We start from the raw sequence: 18,680 nt of genomic DNA, 5'->3' as shown, positions 1-18,680 counted from the left end.
TCAGGCCTGCGGCCTGACCAGCACGACCGCGTCGATTTCGACCACCGCGCCCAGCGGCAGCACCGGCACGCCGACCGCGCTGCGCGCATGCTTGCCCGCCTCGCCAAATATTTCGACCATCAGTTCCGACGCGCCATTGGCGACCTTGGGCTGGTCGGTGAAGGACGGCGCGCTGCTGATGAAGGCGCCCAGCTTCACGATCCGCTCGACCCGGTCCAACGACCCCAGCGCCGCCTTGATCTGGGCGATGATGTTGAGGCCGCAGACCCGCGCGGCGGCGACGCCATAATCCAGGTCGCGGTCTTCGCCCAGACGGCCGGTCATCAGGCCGTCGGGCGCAAGGGCAATCTGGCCGCTGATATGCAGCAGGCCATTGGCCTCGACCGCCGCGACATAGGCGGCGACGGGCGCGGCGGCCTGCGGCAGGGTGATGCCCAGTTCGGTCAGGCGGGCTTCGATGCTCATGAAAGGACTCCTTGATTGTTATGCATGTCGATCGGGGCCGGCCCTTGCGCCAGCTTGTCGATGATCCAGTGTTCGGCGGCCGCCCACTTGTCGATCCGTGCATGCGCATGGGCCGCATCCTCGACATATTCCGCCATTTCCGGTTCGCCTACCAGATGGAGCCGCCATACGTCGGGGGCATGGTTCGCCACCGAATGATGATGTTCGGCCAGGTCGTCGACGAACAGGACGACGCTGGGCTGCCAATCCGCAACGATCTTCGCCAGTTGTCGTCCCTTGCCGCCCTGGTTCCAATGGACCGGCAGGTGCAGGCCATGGGTCGCCAGCTGGTCGGCGCGCGGCTGCTGGTGCCGCTCGGTAATGTTGGTCAGCACAACGATATCGGCAATGGCGGACAATCGGTGCAATGCCTCGATCGCGCCCGCGATCGGCGTCTGCCGGTGCATCTCCGTCTCGAAAAAGCCCAGGAGCAGTTCCCACACCAGCTCGCGCTCCACCACCACGCCGCTATCCTTGTGGCGCAACGCCTCGGCAAAGCCGCGCTCCTGCATGTCGAAATGCACATCATGCGTCTCGTCCAGCCACTGGCGAAACGGCACAACCATATGCAGCAGCACCTCGTCGCAATCGGTGATGATCAGGGGGCGGGTCATCGGCTCAATCTCTCCTGCGCCGCGATCAGGGCGGCGGGCTTCGTGTCGATCGCTTCGGCACAGGCGATCAGGTCCGGCTCATGGTCGGCCAGAAACGCCAGCACTGCGCTCAAAATGCTGGGGTCGCCGATCCCGGCGCGCAACGTATCGACGTCCAGCCCCGTGAGCGACAGCAACCGGTCGGCCCGCGCGCCGTCGCTCAGCGTCCATCCCAACGCCATCAGCGCCAAGGTCGCAGGGTCGGGATTGCTATCCTGCTTGCCATTCTGTGTGTCGGGTCGCATGATCGGCTTTCGGGGTGGAGCAGCTGTTCGGGCGCTCCAAAAGGCATTTTCGGACCGCGGGTGACTGGTGGCAAAGCGCGTGCTCGTTGTCGAGGACAACGAACTCAATCTCAAACTTTTTTGCGACCTGTTGCGCGCGCACGGGCATGAAGTGTTGCCGCTGCGCGATGGGCGTGACGTGCTGGCCCAGGCGCAGGGCTTCCTGCCCGACCTCGTCATCACCGACATCCACCTGCCCCATGTCAGCGGGCTGAATCTCATCATTTCGTTAAAGGCGGACGATCGCCTGTGCGCCGTGCCGATCATGGCCGTCACCGCCTATGCGGGACAGGGGGACGAAGACCGGATTCGCGCGGCCGGCGCGCAGGCCTATGTGTCCAAGCCCATTTCCGTGCTGCGCTTCGTGGAGCAGGTGAACGCGCTCCTGTAACGGCGCAGGCATTGTCACCGTCCTGTCACGGCCGTTTCATCATGGCGCCTTCATTCGGAAGGGATGGCGTCATGTCCTTCTGTCAACTGCCTCCGCCATGGCGCGGCGCCCTGCCGATAGCCTGATCACAGGGGTAGAACCACAATGTCTCATCTGACCGACGAGGCGCGCGCGCCCTATCGCGACGCGCAGCCCGAAATCGCACTGGGCGAAAACAGCCTGGAAGCGATCGTCGCCGCCAATCCCGGCCGCCGCAGCGTGCTGAAGAACGGCCTTCTGGGCCTCTCGATCCTGCCGATGCTCGGTACGCTGGCTGCCTGCGACGACGATGACGATAACAGCAGCCCCACGCCGACCCCGACGCCCACGCCGACTCCGACCCCCACGCCCAGCTACGGCGTCAACTTCGCGTCCGTAGCGATCAACGGCAACGACACGGTCACCGTGCCGTCGGGCTACACCGTCGATGTCGTGCTGAAGGCCGGCGATCTGGTCGAACCGGGCACCGCTTTCGTCAACGGGACTTTCCCCACCAGCGTCAGCCAGACGGCGGCCTGGGCCGGCGGCAACCATGACGGCATGGAATATTTCGAACTGTCGGGCACCGATGCCAACAGCGGTGGCCTGCTCGCCATCAACTTCGAACTGCCCGACTATAATATCCTCTTCTCCAACGGCACCTACAACGCGGCCACCGCGACCGCCGAACAGAAGCAGATCGCCCTGTCGGCCGTCGGCATCGCCGTGGTCGAAGTGGCCAAGGGCACGGATGGCAAATTTGCAGTGAAGGCCGGATCGCGCTTCAACAAGCGCTACAGCGGCAACACCGATTATCGGGTGGGCGGCCCCGCCGCAGGCGCATTGCAATCGACCATTCGCGGCATGCTGAACAATTGTTCCAGCGGTCGTACCCCCTGGGGTACCTATCTGACCTGCGAAGAAACGACGAACAACTATCTCGATCCGACGCAGCCCAACAACAGCTATGGCTGGGTCGTCGAAATCGACCCCTATCAGGAACTGGCGCCCGCGACGAAGCGGACCGCCATGGGCCGGTTCAGCCACGAAAACGTCGCCTTTATGACCGACGCCAACAACCGCGTCGCTTTCTATATGGGCGACGATTCCACGCCGGGCTGTATCTACAAATTCGTGCCCGACCGCGCTTTCAACCCGACCAATCGTGCCGCCAACACCGACCTGCTTGACTATGGCACGCTCTATGTCGCCCGGTTCAATGCAGACGGCACGGGCGAATGGCGCGCGATGGTCCAGGGGCAGAACGGCCTGGTCGCCGGCGCCGCCGATCCGGGCAACGTCAGCCAGTCGACGACCCCGCCTGCGCCGACGACGGTCAATTTCAACACCCAGTCCGATGTGCTGATCAATTGCCAGTCAGCCGCGCGCGTCGCGGGCGGAACGGTCATGGACCGTCCGGAATGGATTACGGTCGCGCCGAACAAGCAGTCGATCTTCGTGACGCTGACCAACAATGGCAGCCGCCGCGTGACCGATGCCGCCAACCCGCGCGTCACCAATCTGCACGGCCATATCCTCAAATTCCGCGAAACGGGCGATTCGCCGCTGGCGACCCGCTTCACCTGGGAAATCTTCCTTCAGGCGGGTAATCCGTCGCTGGCCGAAGCGAATCTGAAGGGCAATATCAACGGGGATTATTTCTCCAGCCCCGACGGCATTCGCATCGACCCGCAGGGCCGCCTCTGGGTGCAGACCGACCATAACCTGACCGGCAACGCCGGCACGCTGAACGGCGCCGCGTCCAACATGACCCAGGCGTTCGGCAATAACTCGATGTATTATATCGATCAGGCCACCAAACAGTCGAAGCGTTTTCTGGTCGGCCCTGCCGGCTGCGAAATCACCGGCATCGCCTATACGCCGGACCTGAAGAACTTCTTCATCAACATCCAGCATCCGACCGGCAACTGGCCGGTGTCGGGCCAGCAGCCTCGTTCCTCGACCATCGTGGTCCGTCGTACGGACGGCCAGCCGGTCGGCAACTAAGCGAAGTCAAACGCCCCTCCTGCTTGCGGGAGGGGCCAGAGAGGTAGAGGTCAGGGAAGGGGAGGGCCTACACAGGCTCTCCCTTTTCTGGTGCCAAAAATCGCATCTGCGGCAACAGGAAAAGGCCCGCTCTCCAAGGAGGCGGGCCTTTTCCTGTTCGTCAGAAGCGACGGATCAAGCGCGCGGGCGGCAGGCCCGCAAGCGGCTTACTTGATCTTGGCTTCCTTGAATTCGACATGCTTGCGCACGACCGGGTCATATTTGTTGAAGGTGAACTTCTCGGTCTTGGTGCGCGGATTCTTCTTGGTGACGTAGAAGAAACCAGTGTCAGCCGTGCTGACGAGACGGATCTTGACGGTTGCCGGCTTGGCCATGGCCCTATTCCCTGGTCTTGAAATGCGTAAAAAGAAAAGCGGCCCACAGCGGACCGCCCCGTTTCAGCGGTGGCCCTTGGGGCAGATTCGGCTCCATGTCAAGGCTGCGGCGGCAATCGGTGGTCCCCGACCCACGCTTTACATGGCTTTAATCAATCGGGCGCATGATCTCTCATGGGGCGACAGACGGGGGACTTTCCCATGCGACATGATCCGAAACTGGCCATTTTAAACGACCTGATGCGCCGGGTTGACGGCCTGGCGAGCCAGCGCGGCCATGTCTCCGCGCCGCGCATGCAGGATGAACTGTCCCAGATCCGCCATATCGCCCGCGCCTTTCGTCTCGACACGATCGAAGGGCTGGCCGGCACGCTCGAATCGGCACTGTCGCTGCACGGCCTTGGTCCCATCGTGCTCTCCTATCTGGACCTGATGCGTGCAGCGATCAGCGACGACATGCCGCAGGCCACCATCGTAGCGATGATCCCGCGCACCGCTTGCGTCGCCACATTGCCGTTGCACGCCTGATTCGCACGATCTGATGGACGCATTGCTCATTGCCCTGCTGGGATGCCTGCTTGGCGAAATGGGTGACAAGAGCCAGTTGCTCGTGCTTGCGCTTGCCACCCGTTACGACCGCAACGGCGCGATCATTGCGGGGATCGTCCTGGCGGCGATCGCCAACGCCGCGCTGTCCGCGCTCGCCGGTGCCTGGATCGGCCCGATGCTGGGACCGGATGCCCGACTGCTGTTCATGGCGCTCTCCGTCCTGTTTCTGGGTGCCGGCCTGTTCTGGCCGGCCGGCCAGCCCGATGCGCTTGGCGGCTGGCGGCTTGGCGCGGTCCTTACCACCGTCATCGGCCTCTTTATCCTGGGTTTCGGCGATGGTCCGCAATTCCTGATACTCGGTATCGCCACACGTACCGCCGACCCATGGCTGGCCGGCATAGGGGGCGCGATCGGCGTCATCGCCGCGCTGGTGCCCGTGGTGCTGGCTCGCGATCGCCTGCTGGCCACACTGCCGCTGCGCGCAATTCGCTGGAGTGGCGGCGCATTGATGCTCATCACGGGCGCGCTGATGGGTCTGTCGGCGATCGGCCTGCTCTGATCGATAGGCTGGATCAGGTTGATCGGGATTTTGCACCGCAAAAAAATGGCACCAACTTGCCTGGCGATCATTATATGTCCGAAATCAATTTTGCCGACCAGGAGGACAGTGCATGACCGCCCCCGATCTCAAGACCCCGACCGACCTCAAGAGCAATGCCACCAAGTCCGTGGCCGACGCGCTGAACGGCGCCCTGGCGGATGCCTATGCGCTATATCTCAAGACCAAGAATTTCCACTGGCACGTCTCCGGCCCGCATTTCCGCGACTATCATCTGATGTTCGACGAGCAGGCGACCGAAATCCTGGGCGTGACCGATCTGATCGCCGAGCGCGTGCGCAAGACCGGCAACGTCACCCTGCGCTCGATCGGCGACATCGCCCGTCACCAGACGGTCAAGGACAATGACGCCGAATTCGTGGCGCCCGCCGACATGTTGAAGGAATTGCGCGACGACAATCTGGCGCTGGTCGAAACCTTCCGCGTGGTGAAGGCGGCAGCGACCGAAGCAGGCGACAACGCGACCGAAGGCATTGTCGACGACTGGACCGATCAGGCCGAACAACGCGCCTGGTTCCTGTTCGAAGCCGCCCGCGGCGCCTGATTCCTGTTTCAACCAAATGAAGAGCCCGCCGGCGCAAACCGGCGGGCTTTTTCTTATGGATCAGGGGGTGCCTCAGTCCTCATCCACGACCGCAATCGCCATGATTTCGATCGCCTCGACCTTTCCGGCAAAATCCACCGCCTCGCCGACCTCGGCATCCATCATCGCGCGGGCGAGCGGTGACGAAAAGCTGACCCGGCCTTCATGCGGATCGGCCTCATCGTCGCCGACGAGCGCCACCACCTTCTCCTGCCGGTTCAGCCGATACGTAACGCGCGTGCCAAAAGCGACCGCTTGCGGTTCCGCGACCGGCCGCAACTCCGCCGTCGCCAGCCGCGTGCGCCAATAGCGCAGCACCCGCTTATGCTTCTTGGCCGCTTCGTCTTCCATCCCGGCGGTATCGACGGCTTCCAGCCCCTCGACCTTTTCCCGCGTCAGCCGCAATCCCCGTGCCGTCACCCAATTGGGACCGGGCGGGATCGGGAGCTCGAACTTGGGCTCCATATGCTCATCGTCGCTCTCGCGACGAAAGGCGACACTCACGTCATCACTCTCCTGCAAATAGTTGGTTCGGACGCGGACGGCATCCGGCACGGCTGAGCCTGTCCCTATGTCGGGATCAATCCTCGTCGAACAAGCCCGCCAGCTGCTCTACCATCGTACCGCCCAGCTGCTCGGCGTCCATGATCGTCACCGCGCGGCGATAATATCGCGTCACATCATGGCCGATGCCGATCGCGACCAGCTGCACCGGCGACTTGTTTTCGATCCAGTCGATCACCTGCCGCAAATGCCGCTCCAGATAGGTGCCGCTATTTACCGACAGGGTTGAATCGTCCACCGGCGCGCCGTCGGAAATCACCATCAGGATGCGCCGCTCCTCGGGCCGCGCGATCAGCCGGCTATGCGCCCAGAGCAGCGCCTCGCCGTCGATATTTTCCTTCAGCAGCCCTTCGCGCATCATCAGGCCCAGATTCTTGCGCGCGCGCCGCCATGGATCGTCCGCCTTCTTGTAAACGATATGGCGCAGGTCGTTCAAACGCCCCGGCATCGGCGGACGCCCGGCGGCCAGCCATTCCTCGCGGCTTTGCCCGCCCTTCCAGGCGCGCGTGGTAAAGCCCAAAATCTCGGTCTTGACCCCGCACCGCTCCAACGTGCGTGCCATGATGTCGGCGCTGATCGCTGCGATGCTGATCGGCCGCCCGCGCATGGAGCCGCTATTGTCGATCAGCAGCGTGACGACCGTATCGCGAAACTCGGTATCGCGCTCGATCTTGTAGGACAGCGAATGGGTCGGGTCGATGACGATCCGCGCCAGCCGTGCCGCGTCCAGCATCCCTTCTTCCTGGTCGAAATCCCACGACCGCGACTGCTGCGCCATCAACCGGCGCTGCAACCGGTTGGCCAGCTTCGTGACCGCCCCCTGCAAGCTGACCAGCTGCTGGTCCAGAAAGCCGCGCAGCCGCGCCAGCTCATCCTCGTCGCACAGCTCTTCGGGCGCGACCACCTCGTCGAATTTCACCGTATAGGCTTTGTAATCGAAACCGGGCGGCAGGTCGGACATCGGCCGGTTCGGGCGGACCGGCATCATGCCTTCTTCGCCCATATCGTCCGCGCCTTCGTCGCTGTCGGCGTCGAAATCCTCGCTATAGTCGGTTTCGCCCTCTTCGGTGTCGCCGCCCTGATCCTCGGCGCGCGCCTCGGCGTTCATGTCGCTATCGCCGGATTCCTCCTGGCCGCTCTCGCCTTCTTCCTGCTGGTCCTCCTGATCCTCGCCCTCATCCTGCGATTCGGGTTCTTCGGTATCGGGCGGCACATCGGCGTCGATCAGTTGCAGATGCTCCAGCATCGCCGTCGTCAGCTTCTGGAACGCACGCTGGTCGTCGATCGCCATGGTCAGCGCGTCGAGATCCGATCCGGCCTTGTCCTCGATCCACTGGTCGACCATGGCGACGCCCGCCGCCACGTCCTTGGGAATGGCCTGCCCGGTCAGCCGCTCGCGCACCTTCAATGCCAGCGCGGTGGACAACGGCACCTCGTCGGCCGAGCGTGCCCGGCGGATCGCGTCGGATTTCAGCCGCAGGTCCAGCGCATGATTGAGGTTGGCGCGCACACCCTCCATCGACCGTGCGCCGATCGCCTCGACCCGCGCCTGCTCGACCGCGTCGAACACGGCGCGCGCCACCGCCTCGCCCGGCGCCGAAAGGGCATGGATCCTGGGGTTGTGGTGGCGCAGCTTCAGCGCGGACGCATCGGCAAAGCCGCGTGCCAGCGCCACCTGATCGGCGGGCATGGCACGGCCCGGCGTCGGCACCTTGATCGCCTTGCCCACGACATGGGGCGTATCGGCGGTAAAGCCGACCTCGACCTCCGCGTCGCGCGTGATCGCGCGCGCAACGCCGGACAGCACATCCTTGAAGGCGTCGATGGGGGACCGCTCCGTCATGCTTACTCCGGTTCGCGCAGGCGGGGCACGGCGATCGTCTCGATCTGCGTTTCGACCTCGCTCATCAGCTTGTGGACCGGGCATTTGGCCGCGACGGCGATCAGCTTCTCATGCTGCTCGTCGCTCATGTCTCCGGTCACCGCGATGCGCGTGGTCAGCTTGTATATGCCCTTGCGCTCCTGGCTCGCGTCGCGAACCACGCCGACATGGATGGCCTCGACCGGAATGTCGTTGCGCTGCGCATACCAGAGCATGGTCATCGCCTTGCACGCGCCCAGCGCCGTATCATAGAGGTCATGCGGGTCCGGCCCGGCATCATGCCCATCCGGCGCCGACATATCGGCCACGATCTCATGCCCACGGATGCTGATCCGATGGGCGGTGCCGCCATTAGGGTCGATCCGTTCGACGACGATCATCAAACAGCCATCCTCAGTACGACGCCATCCGACAAATAATAGCCGTTCAGCATATTCTGACGCACCGGGGCTGCGCCGATCCCTTCCAGATGTACGATACGCCCCAGTCCCTTGATCGCCGGATGATCCTCGGTCTTGAAATCGATTGATCCGATATCGAGTGTAGGCATGTCTGCACGATGCGCCGACAACGTCTCAGCCACCAGTCGATACAGTTCGAAACGATCGGTCATGTTGGACGGAGGGACAAGCCACAGGCGCCAGTCTTCTCTCTCTGAATCATACACCCAGATTGCGCTGCGAGGTTTTACCCGGCCCTGATCCAAATGTTGGACGAGGGCTTGGCCTTCCTTCACCAATAATTCTGTATCCACGGCAAAACTCCATCATCCGGATCGCGGATCGCCAAGATTAATAATTGGGCGGTGACAGCGTCGGTTTCTTCGTAACGCGCATCGGGAACCCATCGGGCCGTAATACCCCAACTGGCTGCGAAGTGACTATTCGTGGCTTCGCGTGCCTGCAATTCCGTTTTCAACCCCGCCAGTCCGACCAACTCCTTCAGATTATGGCTATGGATAGCTAGAACGAATTTTTTATCAGGTATAGCGTCCGCCGCAAAGCGACTTGCTATGCACGCCTTGAGGGCCAGTTCAACCGCATAGCCGGCCAGATAATAGGCGTTGTCCCATCTTTCCGCATTCAGCAGCAAGACGGCATCGTTGATCTTTCCAATGCTCAACGTCTGCAATAGCTGACGGGACAGGCCTTCCGCCATACGGTCAGTGCGCCCGGCTCGCCACGCTTTCCGGCAGATCCTTGCCGAACACGCGCTGATAATATTCGGCGACCAATGCGCGTTCCGCCTCATCACATTTGTTGAGGAAGGACAGGCGGAAGGCGAAGCCGACATTCTTGAAGATCAGCGCATTTTGCGCCCAGCTGATTACGGTACGGGGCGACATGACGGTCGAAATATCGCCGTTGATGAAGCCCTGCCGCGTCAGTTCGGCGACCTTGATCATATTCTCGACTTCCTTGCGGCCGCCTTCATGATCATATTCGCCAGACTTCGCCAACACCACCTGCGCCTCGGTCGCGGCGGGCAGGTAATTGAGCGCCACCACCAGATTCCACCGGTCCATCTGGCCCTGGTTGATCTGCTGCGTGCCGTGATACAGTCCCGTCGTGTCGCCCAGACCCACGGTATTGGCGGTCGCAAACAGGCGGAAATGCGGGTTCGGCCGGATCACGCGATTCTGGTCCAGCAGCGTCATCTTGCCGTCCGTCTCCAGCACGCGCTGGATCACGAACATCACGTCCGGACGGCCGGCATCATATTCGTCGAACACCAAAGCGACGGGCCGCTGCAATGCCCATGGCAGCAGGCCTTCCTTGAACTGCGTCACCTGCTGGCCGTCCTGCAACACGATCGCATCGCGCCCGACCAGGTCGATGCGGCTGATATGCGCGTCCAGGTTGATGCGGATGCACGGCCATTTCAGGCGCGCGGCGATCTGCTCGATATGGCTCGACTTGCCGGTGCCATGATAGCCCTGCACCATGACACGGCGATTATAGGCAAAGCCCGCCAGGATCGCCAAAGTGGTGTCCGGGTCGAACACATAGGCGGGGTCAAGGTCGGGCACGCGCTCGTCGGCCTCCGAAAAGGCCGGAATCTTCATATCGACGTCGATGCCGAAAATCTCCCGCGCATCCACTTCGCGGTCGGGCGCTTCCAGCAGCGTTTCGGCGCGGGTGTCAGGCTGGACGTTGGAAATATCAGTCATCGGGCAAGTCATCTTTCTGCGAGTCTTCCAAGCCCCTAACCGATCAACAAAGGGCCTGTCGATAGAGTGGCCCTTCGCAATGCGACGATCAAGCTGCCCATTCCGCCAAATTGGCTTCCTCGCCGATCAGCGCCAGTCCATGGGCGATGGAGGTCAACTCGCCCCCGGTCGCCAGCCTGTCCTGCCCGAAACGCGCCCGGAAAATGTCGCGGATCGCCGGAATCAGCGACGATCCACCGGTCAGGAACACCCGGTCGATAGTATCAGGCGTCACATCGGCCCTGGCCAGCGCCTTGTCCACCGTCGCCTCTATCCGGGCGATGTCGGGCGCGATCCAGCCTTCGAAATCGGCGCGCGACACCGCCTGCTCGATCTCCAGCCCACCGCCCGAAAAGCGGAAGGTCGCGCTTTCCTGTTCCGACAGCGCCCGTTTCAGCGCGCCGACCGCATCATAAAGCGGATAGCCCAGTTCCTTTTCGATCACGGTCATCATCCGCCCGATCGCTTCGGGTTCCTTTGCCGTCTTCTGCAACCGGGCCAGTTCCTCCATCGTGCGGCGATTGCGCATCAGCGCAAGGCGCGACCAGTCGGCAAAATCGGCGAAATAGCTGCGCGGTATCTCCAGCTCCTTGCCGAAGCTCTGATAGCTGCCGCCCTTGCCCAGCATCGGCAGCACCAGATTGTCGAGGATGCGATAATCGAAACGGTCTCCGGCCAGGCCGATGCCCGCAGACCCCAGCGGCGTCGCCCGCCGCGCCGCGCCGGGCGCTTCGATCCGCACCAGCGAAAAATCGCTCGTACCCCCACCGAAATCCGCGACCAGGATGGTGGCGGCATGGTCGATCCGGCTGGCATAGCTGAACGCCGCGCCCAGCGGTTCATAGACATAATGAACCTCGGTCCCGAAGCCCGCGAACATCGCGTCATAGCGTTTGCGCGCCAGAGCCTCGTCCGGCCGCGACCCGGCATATTCGACAGGGCGGCCGACGACGATGCGTTCCGGGCGCTTGTCGAGCATACCGCCGGCATGGCCGATCATCCGCCCCAGGAACATCTGCCCCAGTTCCTCGAACCGGTATCGCTTCTCGAAGACATTGGCGCTTTCGAAGATCGGGCTGGCCGCCACCGACTTGAACGATTGCAGGAAACGGCTGTCTTCTGGATATTCCATATATTCGGCGATGGCCCACGGCCCCGCCTCATGGGCCATGCCGCCCTTCACCGCCTCGTCATGCCAGAAGCACAGGGCGGATCGGAACACCGCGCCGGTCGCCTGCTGTCCGGCAAATTCCACCAGCTGCGACTCCCCGCCTGTCGCCAGCGCAGCCACGCTGTTGGTCGTGCCGAAATCGAGGCCCAGCGCGCGCGGCATCTGCTGCATGAAAATTCTCCGGGATTCTGAAAGGCCGGGCGCTATGACAGCCCTGCCGGACGGGGGCAAGGGGGCTGCGCTGTCCTACATCCTGCCCTTATGGTAGAAAGGCGACCGGCTCTTTCTCCCCGTCCGCTCCGCCATCATCCTCGCAGTAAAATTTCCTATTCCCGCACGATAATGTCAAAACATGCGGGAAAAGTGCGAAGTTAGGCGAAAACCGATGCCTTCTTTAAATGACCATAGGCCTCGATCACGCTCTGTAATGCGCCTTCATGGCTGCGGTCTCCGCCATTATGGTCGGGATGATAGCGGCGCAGCAGTTCGGTGTAGCGTGTTCGCAGTGCCTTGCGGTCGGCATCGACCGGCAGCCCCATGACAGACATCGCCTTGCGATCCTCGGCCGACAGGAATTTCCCGTCCTGTCGCACCTGCGCGTCCGCCTTCGCCTTGGCCATCCGCTCCCTGAACTTCGCGCCGATCGCATCGAGCGGATCGGAAAAGTCCGCCCATTTTGGCGGCGGGCTATGCGCGTTCGACGAAAAGGCCCGCGTTTCCCGCTCCCACCCCGCATAGGGGCGCTGGGCGTCGGCAATCTCTTCGGGCGACATGCCGGTGAAGAAATTATACCCCTGATTGAAGGCCTTCACATGGTCCAGGCAGAACCAGCGCCAGCGCGGCCCCTCATCACCCGGCCGGGCGCTGCCCTCCGCGGGGGGCGCGCGGAACTCGCCCGGCTCCGGGCATCCGGGCGCGGCGCAGGGGCGATTCCCCTCCACCCGGCCATGGAAGCGGTTGAAACGGCGTGTCGAGAAAGGGTCGCTGCTCAAGATTGTCCTGATGATCTGGCTGGCAAAGCGGCCTATATAGGAAATATGACCACAGACCTCAAAGGCCCCGTTGCCACAGAAATCGAGGCGCGGCTGCGCGCCGCCCTGTCGCCTGTCCATCTCGCCGTCATGGACGACAGCGAAAAGCATCGCGGCCATGCCGGCCATGACGGATCGGGCGAAAGCCATTTTACGGTCGACATCATCTCGGATCGCTTCACCGGCCAGACCCGCGTCGCGCGCCAGCGCCTCGTCAACGCCGCCCTCGCCGACCTTCTCGCGGAAAAGGTCCACGCCCTCGCCATCAAGGCGCGCGCACCGGGCGAAGCATGAGACTTTAGGCATGGGCCGGGCGTTCATCTTGCTTCGTCGAGCAAGGAGCGCCCGTCCATGGCTTATGATTTCTGGTATTGGCCCACCATCCCCGGCCGTGGCGAATTTGTTCGTTTGACGCTGGAAGCCTGCGGCATTGCCTATCGCGACTGCGCGCGGGAGGAGGGGGGCGATGCGCTGATGGCCGATATGGCGGGTCATGCCACAGCGCCTGCCTTCGCGCCGCCCTATCTGGCGATCGATGGAACCACCATCTCGCAGACCGCCAACATCCTCTTCTATCTGTCCGAACGGCATGAATGCGGTCCTTCGGGCATGAAGAACCGCTACTGGCTGGCCCAGCTGCAACTGACCATCATGGATCTGGTGGCTGAGACGCATGACGTCCATCATCCGGTCGGCGTCGATCTTTATTATGAGGATCAGAAACCGGAATCCCTGCGCCGCGCCCAGGGCTTCCGGGAACAGCGCATCCCCAAATATCTCGGCTATTTCGAACGCGCCCTGACCACCGACCAGCGGCAATGGCTGGCGGGTACGCGCTGGAGCCATGCCGATCTTTCGCTATTCCATCTGGTGGCGGGTCTGCGTTACGCCTTCCCCCTGCGCATGGCGACGCTGGCGGCGGGCTATCCATCGGTCATGGCTTTGCATGACAGGGTTGCGAACCTGACCGAATTGCAGGATTATCTGGCCAGCGACCGGCGGCTTCCCTTCAACGAAGAGGATATTTTCCGCCATTATCCCGAATTGGACGCCCCATGAACCCGGACGATCTCATCCTTCAGACCATCACGCCTACCAGCCATGATCTGGGCGATTTCCGGGTGCATCGGTCGCTCCCTGTCAAGGGACGCACCATGGTCGGCCCTTTCATCTTCTTCGATCAGGCCGGGCCTGCCAAGATCGGCGCGGGGCAGGGGGTCGACGTGCGCCCGCACCCCCACATCAACCTCGCCACCGTCACCTATATGTATGAGGGCGCCTTCCTTCACCGCGACTCGCTCGGCACGGAGCAGCTGATCGAGGCCGGGGCGGTCAATCTGATGACGGCGGGCAAGGGCATCGTCCATTCCGAACGCTCGCCGGACGATGACCGCGCGAAGATATCGAAACTCTCGGCTATCCAGACCTGGCTTGCCTTGCCGGACCGCTATGAGGAAATGGACCCGGCCTTCGAACATGTGGGTGAAGGCGGCATGCCGGTGATCGACGACGGCCATGTCCGCGCGCGCGTGATAATGGGATCGCTCTGGGGCGAAACGTCACCGGTGACCACCTATGCCCAGACTATCTACGCCGATATTCAGCTGTCGCCGGGCGGGCGCATCGCCATCGATCCGTCCGCAGACGAACGCGCCATCTATGTGTCGGGTGGCGATGCGGCGCTCGATGGATTGATGCTGGCGCCCCAGACCCTCTACGTCCTGCGTCCCGGCATATCTGCTACGCTGATGAGCGTCGATGGCGGGCGCGTCGTGCTGTGCGGTGGGGAGGCGTTCAGCAGTCCGCGCCACGTCTGGTGGAATTTCGTGTCTTCGACCAAGGACCGGCTGATGCAGGCGCGGGATGATTGGGAGGCGATGCGCTTTCCGCTCATACCCGGCGACGATCAGGAGTTTATTCCCATTCCGCAGGGCCGCCCGAAGACGGTCAGCTATCCCTGATCGGTTCGGTTACTGAACGAAGGTCAGCGAGAGATTTTCGGCATTTTTGGGAATGTCGATCCGGCTTTCGTTGATCGACGCTTCCTCGCCGGGCTTCAGCCGCGTCTTGTCCGCCTTGGTGGTCCAGCTGAAGACCAGCCGGTTCTGCCGGTCGCGCAGCTGTACCAGGACCGGCGGCACTGGCAGCGCCTGCGTCCCGCTATTCACGATCCGGGCGCCGAACGCGAAATATTCCTCGCCCGTCGGCAGTTTGCGGCGTTCCGCTGGCTTGGAGAGGTAGAAGAGCAGGTCGGGATCGCCCTCTTCGGCGACCAGCCCCATCGACACCATCCAGGCGGGCGGGCCGAAATAGGTAAAGGCGCCGCCCGCCGCCGCGACGATCAGGCAGAAACCGATCGCCGCATAGGTCCAGAGTTTGAGCGGATTGCGCCGGGCCTTGGTGGGCGGCGTGGGTACGAAGCGGCTTTCCTTGACCGGATCGACCGGCGCGCCCGCGTAAATATCGTCGAACCGATGATCGGCAGGCGCGACGACCGGCGCTGCGACCGGCGGTTCGGCGGCAATGGCGGCGTCATCCTCCACGACAGGACCGGCGGCAACCGGTTCGGGCGCGACGACGGGCGGAGGCGGCGGCGCTGTGGGGCGCGGCGGGGGCGGCGCAACAGGTTCGGGCGGGGCCATCGGCGCCTCGACCGGGGCGGCGGTGACGGGCGTTTCCCGTTCGGGCAGGGCGGGCGGTGCCTGGAACCAGCTATGCTTGCAGGCGGCGCAGCGGACCTGGCGTCCGTTCGTACCGACGGCAGTGTCGGGAACGACATAGCGCGTCGCGCAATTGGGGCACACCAGGATCATTTCGCTTCATAGGCACGGCAGGGACTCGCGCGCAAGACGTCAACGACGATCCGAGTCATTCTGCCGCGACTCGCGGCAGAATGCGGGGCGGGCTTTACGGCGGGGCGCTCGCTGTGCCATGGCTGGTACTTCGGGAAGCAGGGAGCGCGACGGCGCGATAACATTCAGCCATGTCGGCCATCGTCCAGTTCGAAAATGTCGGCCTGCGCTATGGTCTGGACAGCGAAACCCTGTCCGACGTCAGCTTTTCGCTGTCCAGCGGCGGCTTCTATTTCCTGACCGGCGCATCGGGCGCAGGCAAGACGTCGCTGCTGAAACTGCTTTACCTGGCCCAGCGCCCAAGCCGCGGCGTCATCCGCCTGTTCGGCGAAGATGTAGTAACTTTGCCCCGCAAGCGCCTTCCGGGCTTTCGCCGCCGCATCGGCGTCGTGTTTCAGGATTTCCGGCTCGTTCCGCATCTGTCCGCCTATGATAATATCGCGCTGCCGCTGCGCGTGTCGGGCATGGGGGAAGGCGAGATCGACGCCCCGGTCGCGGAGATGCTCAACTGGGTGGGCCTGGGCGATCGTGGCCAGGCGCGCCCCGCCACCTTGTCGGGCGGTGAACAGCAGCGCGTCGCCATCGCCCGCGCCGTGATCGGCCGTCCGGAAATATTGGTCGCCGACGAACCGACCGGCAACGTCGACGCTGACATGGCCCGCCGCCTGATGACGTTGTTCGAGGCGCTCAACAGGCTGGGCACCACCATCGTCGTCGCCACCCACGACCTTCCCCTCATTGCGCAGGTGTCCGGCGCGCAGATGATGCGGCTGGACAAGGGGCGGCTGGCCGACCCGACCGGCACGCTACGCTACCCGCCCCAAACCCGGTCGAAGTCGCAGGGCAACGCCTGATGACCAGCCATGCGGATCGCAAGGCGTCTGCCGCCGCCCGCCATCGCCTGCTGCCCGGCGGTCGTCTGGCCGGACCCATGCCGTGGATCATCGCGATCATGATGTTCCTGACGGTGCTGGCCGCCGCCGCCGGACTGGGTCTGGGCGCTGCCGTCCGGTCTATGAGCGCCGACCTTGCCGGCCGCGCCAGCGTGCAGGTGGTGGAGGCCGATGCGCAGGTCCGCGCCCGGTTGGCGGCACGGACCCTGACCGCCTTGCGATCCTCCGGCAGCGTGCGCGCGGCCGAGCCGGTCGATCCGGCGGCGCTGGCCGACCAGTTGCGCCCCTGGCTGGGCGATGCGGCGACCAGCGGCGACCTGCCGGTCCCCGCGCTGATCGACGTCATGCTGACGCCGGGCGACGCAGAGGCCAAGATCGCCGGTGTGAGGCGGCTGCTCGCCAATCTGTCGCCCAAGCTGCGGATCGAGCCCCATGCCGCCTTCCTGCTGCCGCTGGCCGGACTGCTGAGCGCACTGGGCTGGCTGTCGGCGGGGGTCGTGCTGTTGATGATCCTCGCCACCGGCGCGGTCGTGGTGCTGGCCGCGCGAGGCGCGCATGACAGCCATCGGGGCACGATCGACGTGCTGCACCTGATGGGATCGACCGATGTGCAGATCGCCCGGCTGTTCCAGCGCCGCATCGGTCTGGATGCGCTGATGGGCAGCGCGCTCGGCTTTTCCTTCGCCGCGTTCGTCATCCTGCTGATCGGCCTGCGACTGGCCGCCACCGGATCGGACCTGATCGGTGCGGTCGAACTGGATATGCGCGGCTGGCTGATCCTTGTGGCCTTGCCGATCTTTGGCGTGGTGCTGGCAACGCTGGCGGCGCGCTGGACGGTGTTGCGGGCTTTGGGTCGGGCGCTGTGATCGTCCGCTTCGTCGCCATCACGCTGCTGGCCTGGATGCTGGGCTTTGCCTGGTTCGCCATCTTCCTGCCCCAGCCGCTGGACGGGCGGCAGACCGATGCGATCGTCGTGCTGACCGGCGGGGCGGGGCGTATCGACCGGGGCATCGCCCTGTTGCAGGATGGTTCGGCCAAGCGGATGCTGATTTCCGGCGTGGATCGCTCCGTTCGTCCGGTCGAACTGGCGGTGCAATATAAGACGCCCGAAAGCCTGTTCAGCTGCTGCATCACGCTGGGCCGCGAGGCGATCGACACGCGCTCCAACGGGCTGGAAACGGCGCGCTGGCTGGAACGGCGCGATTACAAGACCGTGCGCCTGATCACGACCGACTGGCATATGCGCCGCGCCGCGCTGGAACTGCGCCAGTCGATGCCCGACGGCAAGGTGACGATCGTCTATGACGCGGTGCCCAGCCGCCCCAGCCTGACCATATTGGCGCGGGAATATAATAAATATCTGTTGCGGCGTATCGCCGCGCTCATCGGTATCTGATCGGACCTGCATGTGATCGTCATCCGTTCGCTTCTTTTCGCGCTGACATTTTATCCCGGCAGCCTGATCTTCGTGCTGTGGGCGATGGCCTTTGGCTGGGCTACGCCGTTGATGGTCCAGAACACCGCGACCAACTGGAGCCGGTTTCACCGCTGGTGCGTCCAACGGCTGCTGGGGCAGCGGATCGTGGTAGAGGGCGACCTGCCGATCGGCCCCTATCTCTATATCGCGAAGCATGAGTCGATGTTCGAGACGATCGACATGCTGTGCCTGTTCGACCGGCCGGCAATCGGCGCCAAGCGGGAATTGTTCGACATCCCGTTATGGGGCGGGATCGCCCGCCGCTATGGCCTCATCCCCATCGAACGCGCGGCCGGGGCAAGCGCGCTGCGCGCGCTGCGCGCGGCGGCGAAGGACCGGATCGCGCAGGGCCGCGCCATCTGCCTCTTCCCCGAAGGCACGCGCGTCCCGCATGGCGAATCGCCGCCGCTCAAGGCAGGGTTTGCCGGCCTGTACAGCCTGCTCGGCCTCCCGGTCGTGCCGATCGCCCTCGACAGCGGGCGGGTGTCGCCGCGCGGCAAATTCCTCAAGCGTTCCGGCACCATCACCTACAAGGTGGGAGAGATTGTTCCGGTCGGCCTCGACCGCAGGGAAGCCGAGGCACGGGTTCATGCGGCGATCAACGCGCTCAACTAAACCG

General features: G+C 63.8%; 25 protein-coding genes. 12 read left to right on the top strand and 13 right to left on the bottom strand.

Going from position 1 to position 18,680, the window contains the following annotated elements; translation table 11 throughout:
- The 3 genes from AC07UX_RS14920 to AC07UX_RS14910 are packed head-to-tail and all read right to left on the bottom strand — an operon-like array spanning position 1 to position 1,402.
- Positions 1–465, bottom strand: a complete 465-nt coding sequence (locus AC07UX_RS14920; protein ID WP_495192781.1) for a RidA family protein — start codon at positions 463–465, stop codon at positions 1–3.
- Positions 462–1,118: an HAD family hydrolase gene (locus AC07UX_RS14915; RefSeq protein WP_495192780.1), complete on the bottom strand. Its 657-nt coding sequence runs from the start codon at positions 1,116–1,118 to the stop codon at positions 462–464. Before AC07UX_RS14915 ends, AC07UX_RS14920 begins: the two co-directional genes overlap by 4 nt.
- Positions 1,115–1,402, bottom strand: coding sequence for a DUF3572 domain-containing protein (locus tag AC07UX_RS14910; RefSeq protein WP_495192779.1), 288 nt, complete (start codon positions 1,400–1,402; stop codon positions 1,115–1,117). The genes AC07UX_RS14915 and AC07UX_RS14910 overlap by 4 nt, the downstream gene beginning before the upstream one ends.
- 67 nt (positions 1,403–1,469) lie before the next feature.
- Here AC07UX_RS14910 and AC07UX_RS14905 point away from each other — a divergent pair, with 67 nt between their 5' ends.
- Together AC07UX_RS14905 and AC07UX_RS14900 are read left to right on the top strand one after the other, a co-directional pair.
- Positions 1,470–1,832, top strand: coding sequence for a response regulator (locus tag AC07UX_RS14905; protein ID WP_495192778.1), 363 nt, complete (start codon positions 1,470–1,472; stop codon positions 1,830–1,832).
- Between the two features lie 144 nt (positions 1,833–1,976).
- Positions 1,977–3,857: a PhoX family protein gene (locus AC07UX_RS14900; RefSeq protein ID WP_495192777.1), complete on the top strand. Its 1,881-nt coding sequence runs from the start codon at positions 1,977–1,979 to the stop codon at positions 3,855–3,857.
- A 206-nt stretch (positions 3,858–4,063) separates the two neighbouring features.
- Here AC07UX_RS14900 and rpmG read toward each other — a convergent pair whose 3' ends face one another.
- Entirely contained in the window at positions 4,064–4,231 is a 168-nt protein-coding gene (gene rpmG / locus AC07UX_RS14895) for a 50S ribosomal protein L33 (RefSeq protein WP_120251096.1), read from the bottom strand.
- Positions 4,232–4,432: 201 nt separating this feature from the next.
- Between rpmG and AC07UX_RS14890 the strand changes: the two genes are divergently transcribed.
- The 3 genes from AC07UX_RS14890 to AC07UX_RS14880 all read left to right on the top strand — a co-directional run bounded on the left by AC07UX_RS14890 (position 4,433) and on the right by AC07UX_RS14880 (position 5,943).
- The gene (locus AC07UX_RS14890) at positions 4,433–4,759 is read left to right on the top strand and encodes a hypothetical protein (protein WP_495192776.1); all 327 of its coding nucleotides are present in this window, start codon (positions 4,433–4,435) and stop codon (positions 4,757–4,759) included.
- A 13-nt stretch (positions 4,760–4,772) separates the two neighbouring features.
- Positions 4,773–5,339, top strand: a complete 567-nt coding sequence (locus tag AC07UX_RS14885) for a TMEM165/GDT1 family protein (protein WP_495192775.1) — start codon at positions 4,773–4,775, stop codon at positions 5,337–5,339.
- A gap of 112 nt (positions 5,340–5,451) precedes the next feature.
- Positions 5,452–5,943, top strand: coding sequence for a Dps family protein (locus AC07UX_RS14880; protein ID WP_495192774.1), 492 nt, complete (start codon positions 5,452–5,454; stop codon positions 5,941–5,943).
- A 72-nt stretch (positions 5,944–6,015) separates the two neighbouring features.
- On the opposite strand, the gene AC07UX_RS14875 is transcribed toward AC07UX_RS14880, so the two are convergent.
- The 8 genes from AC07UX_RS14875 to AC07UX_RS14840 form a co-directional block, all read right to left on the bottom strand.
- Positions 6,016–6,486, bottom strand: a complete 471-nt coding sequence (locus AC07UX_RS14875) for a GreA/GreB family elongation factor (RefSeq protein WP_495192773.1) — start codon at positions 6,484–6,486, stop codon at positions 6,016–6,018.
- Between the two features lie 76 nt (positions 6,487–6,562).
- The gene (gene cobT, locus AC07UX_RS14870; RefSeq protein ID WP_495192772.1) at positions 6,563–8,389 is read right to left on the bottom strand and encodes a cobaltochelatase subunit CobT; all 1,827 of its coding nucleotides are present in this window, start codon (positions 8,387–8,389) and stop codon (positions 6,563–6,565) included.
- Positions 8,390–8,391: 2 nt separating this feature from the next.
- Positions 8,392–8,808, bottom strand: coding sequence for an OsmC family protein (locus AC07UX_RS14865; RefSeq protein WP_495192771.1), 417 nt, complete (start codon positions 8,806–8,808; stop codon positions 8,392–8,394).
- The gene (locus AC07UX_RS14860) at positions 8,808–9,041 is read right to left on the bottom strand and encodes a hypothetical protein (protein ID WP_495192770.1); all 234 of its coding nucleotides are present in this window, start codon (positions 9,039–9,041) and stop codon (positions 8,808–8,810) included. Before AC07UX_RS14860 ends, AC07UX_RS14865 begins: the two co-directional genes overlap by 1 nt.
- Before the next feature lie 119 nt (positions 9,042–9,160).
- The gene (locus AC07UX_RS14855) at positions 9,161–9,586 is read right to left on the bottom strand and encodes a hypothetical protein (RefSeq protein ID WP_495192769.1); all 426 of its coding nucleotides are present in this window, start codon (positions 9,584–9,586) and stop codon (positions 9,161–9,163) included.
- A 4-nt stretch (positions 9,587–9,590) separates the two neighbouring features.
- A complete protein-coding gene (gene cobS, locus AC07UX_RS14850) occupies positions 9,591–10,598 on the bottom strand; it encodes a cobaltochelatase subunit CobS (RefSeq protein WP_495192768.1) in 1,008 nt (335 codons plus the stop codon).
- A gap of 88 nt (positions 10,599–10,686) precedes the next feature.
- Positions 10,687–11,979 (bottom strand): Hsp70 family protein, encoded by a 1,293-nt coding sequence (locus AC07UX_RS14845; protein ID WP_495192767.1) that lies wholly within the window; start codon positions 11,977–11,979, stop codon positions 10,687–10,689.
- Positions 11,980–12,179: 200 nt separating this feature from the next.
- On the bottom strand, positions 12,180–12,800 hold the full coding sequence (locus AC07UX_RS14840) for a DnaJ domain-containing protein (RefSeq protein WP_495192766.1): 621 nt from the start codon (positions 12,798–12,800) through the stop codon (positions 12,180–12,182).
- Between the two features lie 45 nt (positions 12,801–12,845).
- Between AC07UX_RS14840 and AC07UX_RS14835 the strand changes: the two genes are divergently transcribed.
- The 3 genes from AC07UX_RS14835 to AC07UX_RS14825 are packed head-to-tail and all read left to right on the top strand — an operon-like array spanning position 12,846 to position 14,800.
- On the top strand, positions 12,846–13,133 hold the full coding sequence (locus AC07UX_RS14835) for a BolA family protein (protein ID WP_495192765.1): 288 nt from the start codon (positions 12,846–12,848) through the stop codon (positions 13,131–13,133).
- A gap of 57 nt (positions 13,134–13,190) precedes the next feature.
- Positions 13,191–13,898 carry a glutathione S-transferase gene (locus AC07UX_RS14830; RefSeq protein ID WP_495192764.1) on the top strand — a complete coding sequence of 236 codons (708 nt, stop codon included), beginning with the start codon at positions 13,191–13,193 and terminating at the stop codon, positions 13,896–13,898.
- Positions 13,895–14,800, top strand: coding sequence for a pirin family protein (locus AC07UX_RS14825; RefSeq protein ID WP_495192763.1), 906 nt, complete (start codon positions 13,895–13,897; stop codon positions 14,798–14,800). The genes AC07UX_RS14830 and AC07UX_RS14825 overlap by 4 nt, the downstream gene beginning before the upstream one ends.
- A 9-nt stretch (positions 14,801–14,809) precedes the next feature.
- Here the strand turns inward: AC07UX_RS14825 and AC07UX_RS14820 are convergent, their stop codons facing one another.
- On the bottom strand, positions 14,810–15,652 hold the full coding sequence (locus tag AC07UX_RS14820; RefSeq protein ID WP_495192762.1) for a zinc-ribbon domain-containing protein: 843 nt from the start codon (positions 15,650–15,652) through the stop codon (positions 14,810–14,812).
- Between the two features lie 170 nt (positions 15,653–15,822).
- On the opposite strand from AC07UX_RS14820, the gene ftsE reads away from it, so the two are divergent.
- Genes ftsE through AC07UX_RS14800 form a run of 4 tightly spaced genes read left to right on the top strand, consistent with a single transcriptional unit; the run spans position 15,823 to position 18,676 of the window.
- Positions 15,823–16,545, top strand: a complete 723-nt coding sequence (gene ftsE / locus AC07UX_RS14815; RefSeq protein ID WP_495192761.1) for a cell division ATP-binding protein FtsE — start codon at positions 15,823–15,825, stop codon at positions 16,543–16,545.
- On the top strand, positions 16,545–17,450 hold the full coding sequence (locus tag AC07UX_RS14810) for a cell division protein FtsX (RefSeq protein ID WP_495192760.1): 906 nt from the start codon (positions 16,545–16,547) through the stop codon (positions 17,448–17,450). The genes ftsE and AC07UX_RS14810 overlap by 1 nt, the downstream gene beginning before the upstream one ends.
- On the top strand, positions 17,447–17,980 hold the full coding sequence (locus AC07UX_RS14805; RefSeq protein WP_150425873.1) for a YdcF family protein: 534 nt from the start codon (positions 17,447–17,449) through the stop codon (positions 17,978–17,980). The genes AC07UX_RS14810 and AC07UX_RS14805 overlap by 4 nt, the downstream gene beginning before the upstream one ends.
- 12 nt (positions 17,981–17,992) lie before the next feature.
- On the top strand, positions 17,993–18,676 hold the full coding sequence (locus tag AC07UX_RS14800) for a lysophospholipid acyltransferase family protein (RefSeq protein ID WP_495192759.1): 684 nt from the start codon (positions 17,993–17,995) through the stop codon (positions 18,674–18,676).
- The last annotated feature ends 4 nt before the right edge of the window (positions 18,677–18,680 follow it).

Source organism: Sphingobium sp. GW821-FHT02B05, from assembly GCF_059421905.1.
The sequence above is the reverse complement of the archived record's forward strand: the minus strand, read 5'-3'. Positions and strand labels throughout refer to the sequence as shown.

What these genes read in the sequence shown, in the direction of transcription:
- AC07UX_RS14855 (WP_495192769.1), bottom strand. Translation starts at nt 9,586, where the DNA reads ATGGCGGAAGGCCTGTCCCGTCAGCTATTGCAGACGTTGAGCATTGGA.
- AC07UX_RS14890 (WP_495192776.1), top strand. Translation starts at nt 4,433, where the DNA reads ATGCGACATGATCCGAAACTGGCCATTTTAAACGACCTGATGCGCCGG.
- AC07UX_RS14915 (WP_495192780.1), bottom strand. Translation starts at nt 1,118, where the DNA reads ATGACCCGCCCCCTGATCATCACCGATTGCGACGAGGTGCTGCTGCAT.
- AC07UX_RS14920 (WP_495192781.1), bottom strand. Translation starts at nt 465, where the DNA reads ATGAGCATCGAAGCCCGCCTGACCGAACTGGGCATCACCCTGCCGCAG.
- AC07UX_RS14825 (WP_495192763.1), top strand. Translation starts at nt 13,895, where the DNA reads ATGAACCCGGACGATCTCATCCTTCAGACCATCACGCCTACCAGCCAT.
- cobT (WP_495192772.1), bottom strand. Translation starts at nt 8,389, where the DNA reads ATGACGGAGCGGTCCCCCATCGACGCCTTCAAGGATGTGCTGTCCGGC.
- AC07UX_RS14900 (WP_495192777.1), top strand. Translation starts at nt 1,977, where the DNA reads ATGTCTCATCTGACCGACGAGGCGCGCGCGCCCTATCGCGACGCGCAG.
- AC07UX_RS14860 (WP_495192770.1), bottom strand. Translation starts at nt 9,041, where the DNA reads ATGACCGATCGTTTCGAACTGTATCGACTGGTGGCTGAGACGTTGTCG.
- AC07UX_RS14865 (WP_495192771.1), bottom strand. Translation starts at nt 8,808, where the DNA reads ATGATCGTCGTCGAACGGATCGACCCTAATGGCGGCACCGCCCATCGG.
- AC07UX_RS14835 (WP_495192765.1), top strand. Translation starts at nt 12,846, where the DNA reads ATGACCACAGACCTCAAAGGCCCCGTTGCCACAGAAATCGAGGCGCGG.
- AC07UX_RS14885 (WP_495192775.1), top strand. Translation starts at nt 4,773, where the DNA reads ATGGACGCATTGCTCATTGCCCTGCTGGGATGCCTGCTTGGCGAAATG.
- AC07UX_RS14880 (WP_495192774.1), top strand. Translation starts at nt 5,452, where the DNA reads ATGACCGCCCCCGATCTCAAGACCCCGACCGACCTCAAGAGCAATGCC.
- AC07UX_RS14910 (WP_495192779.1), bottom strand. Translation starts at nt 1,402, where the DNA reads ATGCGACCCGACACACAGAATGGCAAGCAGGATAGCAATCCCGACCCT.
- AC07UX_RS14830 (WP_495192764.1), top strand. Translation starts at nt 13,191, where the DNA reads ATGGCTTATGATTTCTGGTATTGGCCCACCATCCCCGGCCGTGGCGAA.
- AC07UX_RS14820 (WP_495192762.1), bottom strand. Translation starts at nt 15,652, where the DNA reads ATGATCCTGGTGTGCCCCAATTGCGCGACGCGCTATGTCGTTCCCGAC.
- rpmG (WP_120251096.1), bottom strand. Translation starts at nt 4,231, where the DNA reads ATGGCCAAGCCGGCAACCGTCAAGATCCGTCTCGTCAGCACGGCTGAC.
- cobS (WP_495192768.1), bottom strand. Translation starts at nt 10,598, where the DNA reads ATGACTGATATTTCCAACGTCCAGCCTGACACCCGCGCCGAAACGCTG.
- ftsE (WP_495192761.1), top strand. Translation starts at nt 15,823, where the DNA reads ATGTCGGCCATCGTCCAGTTCGAAAATGTCGGCCTGCGCTATGGTCTG.
- AC07UX_RS14810 (WP_495192760.1), top strand. Translation starts at nt 16,545, where the DNA reads ATGACCAGCCATGCGGATCGCAAGGCGTCTGCCGCCGCCCGCCATCGC.
- AC07UX_RS14845 (WP_495192767.1), bottom strand. Translation starts at nt 11,979, where the DNA reads ATGCAGCAGATGCCGCGCGCGCTGGGCCTCGATTTCGGCACGACCAAC.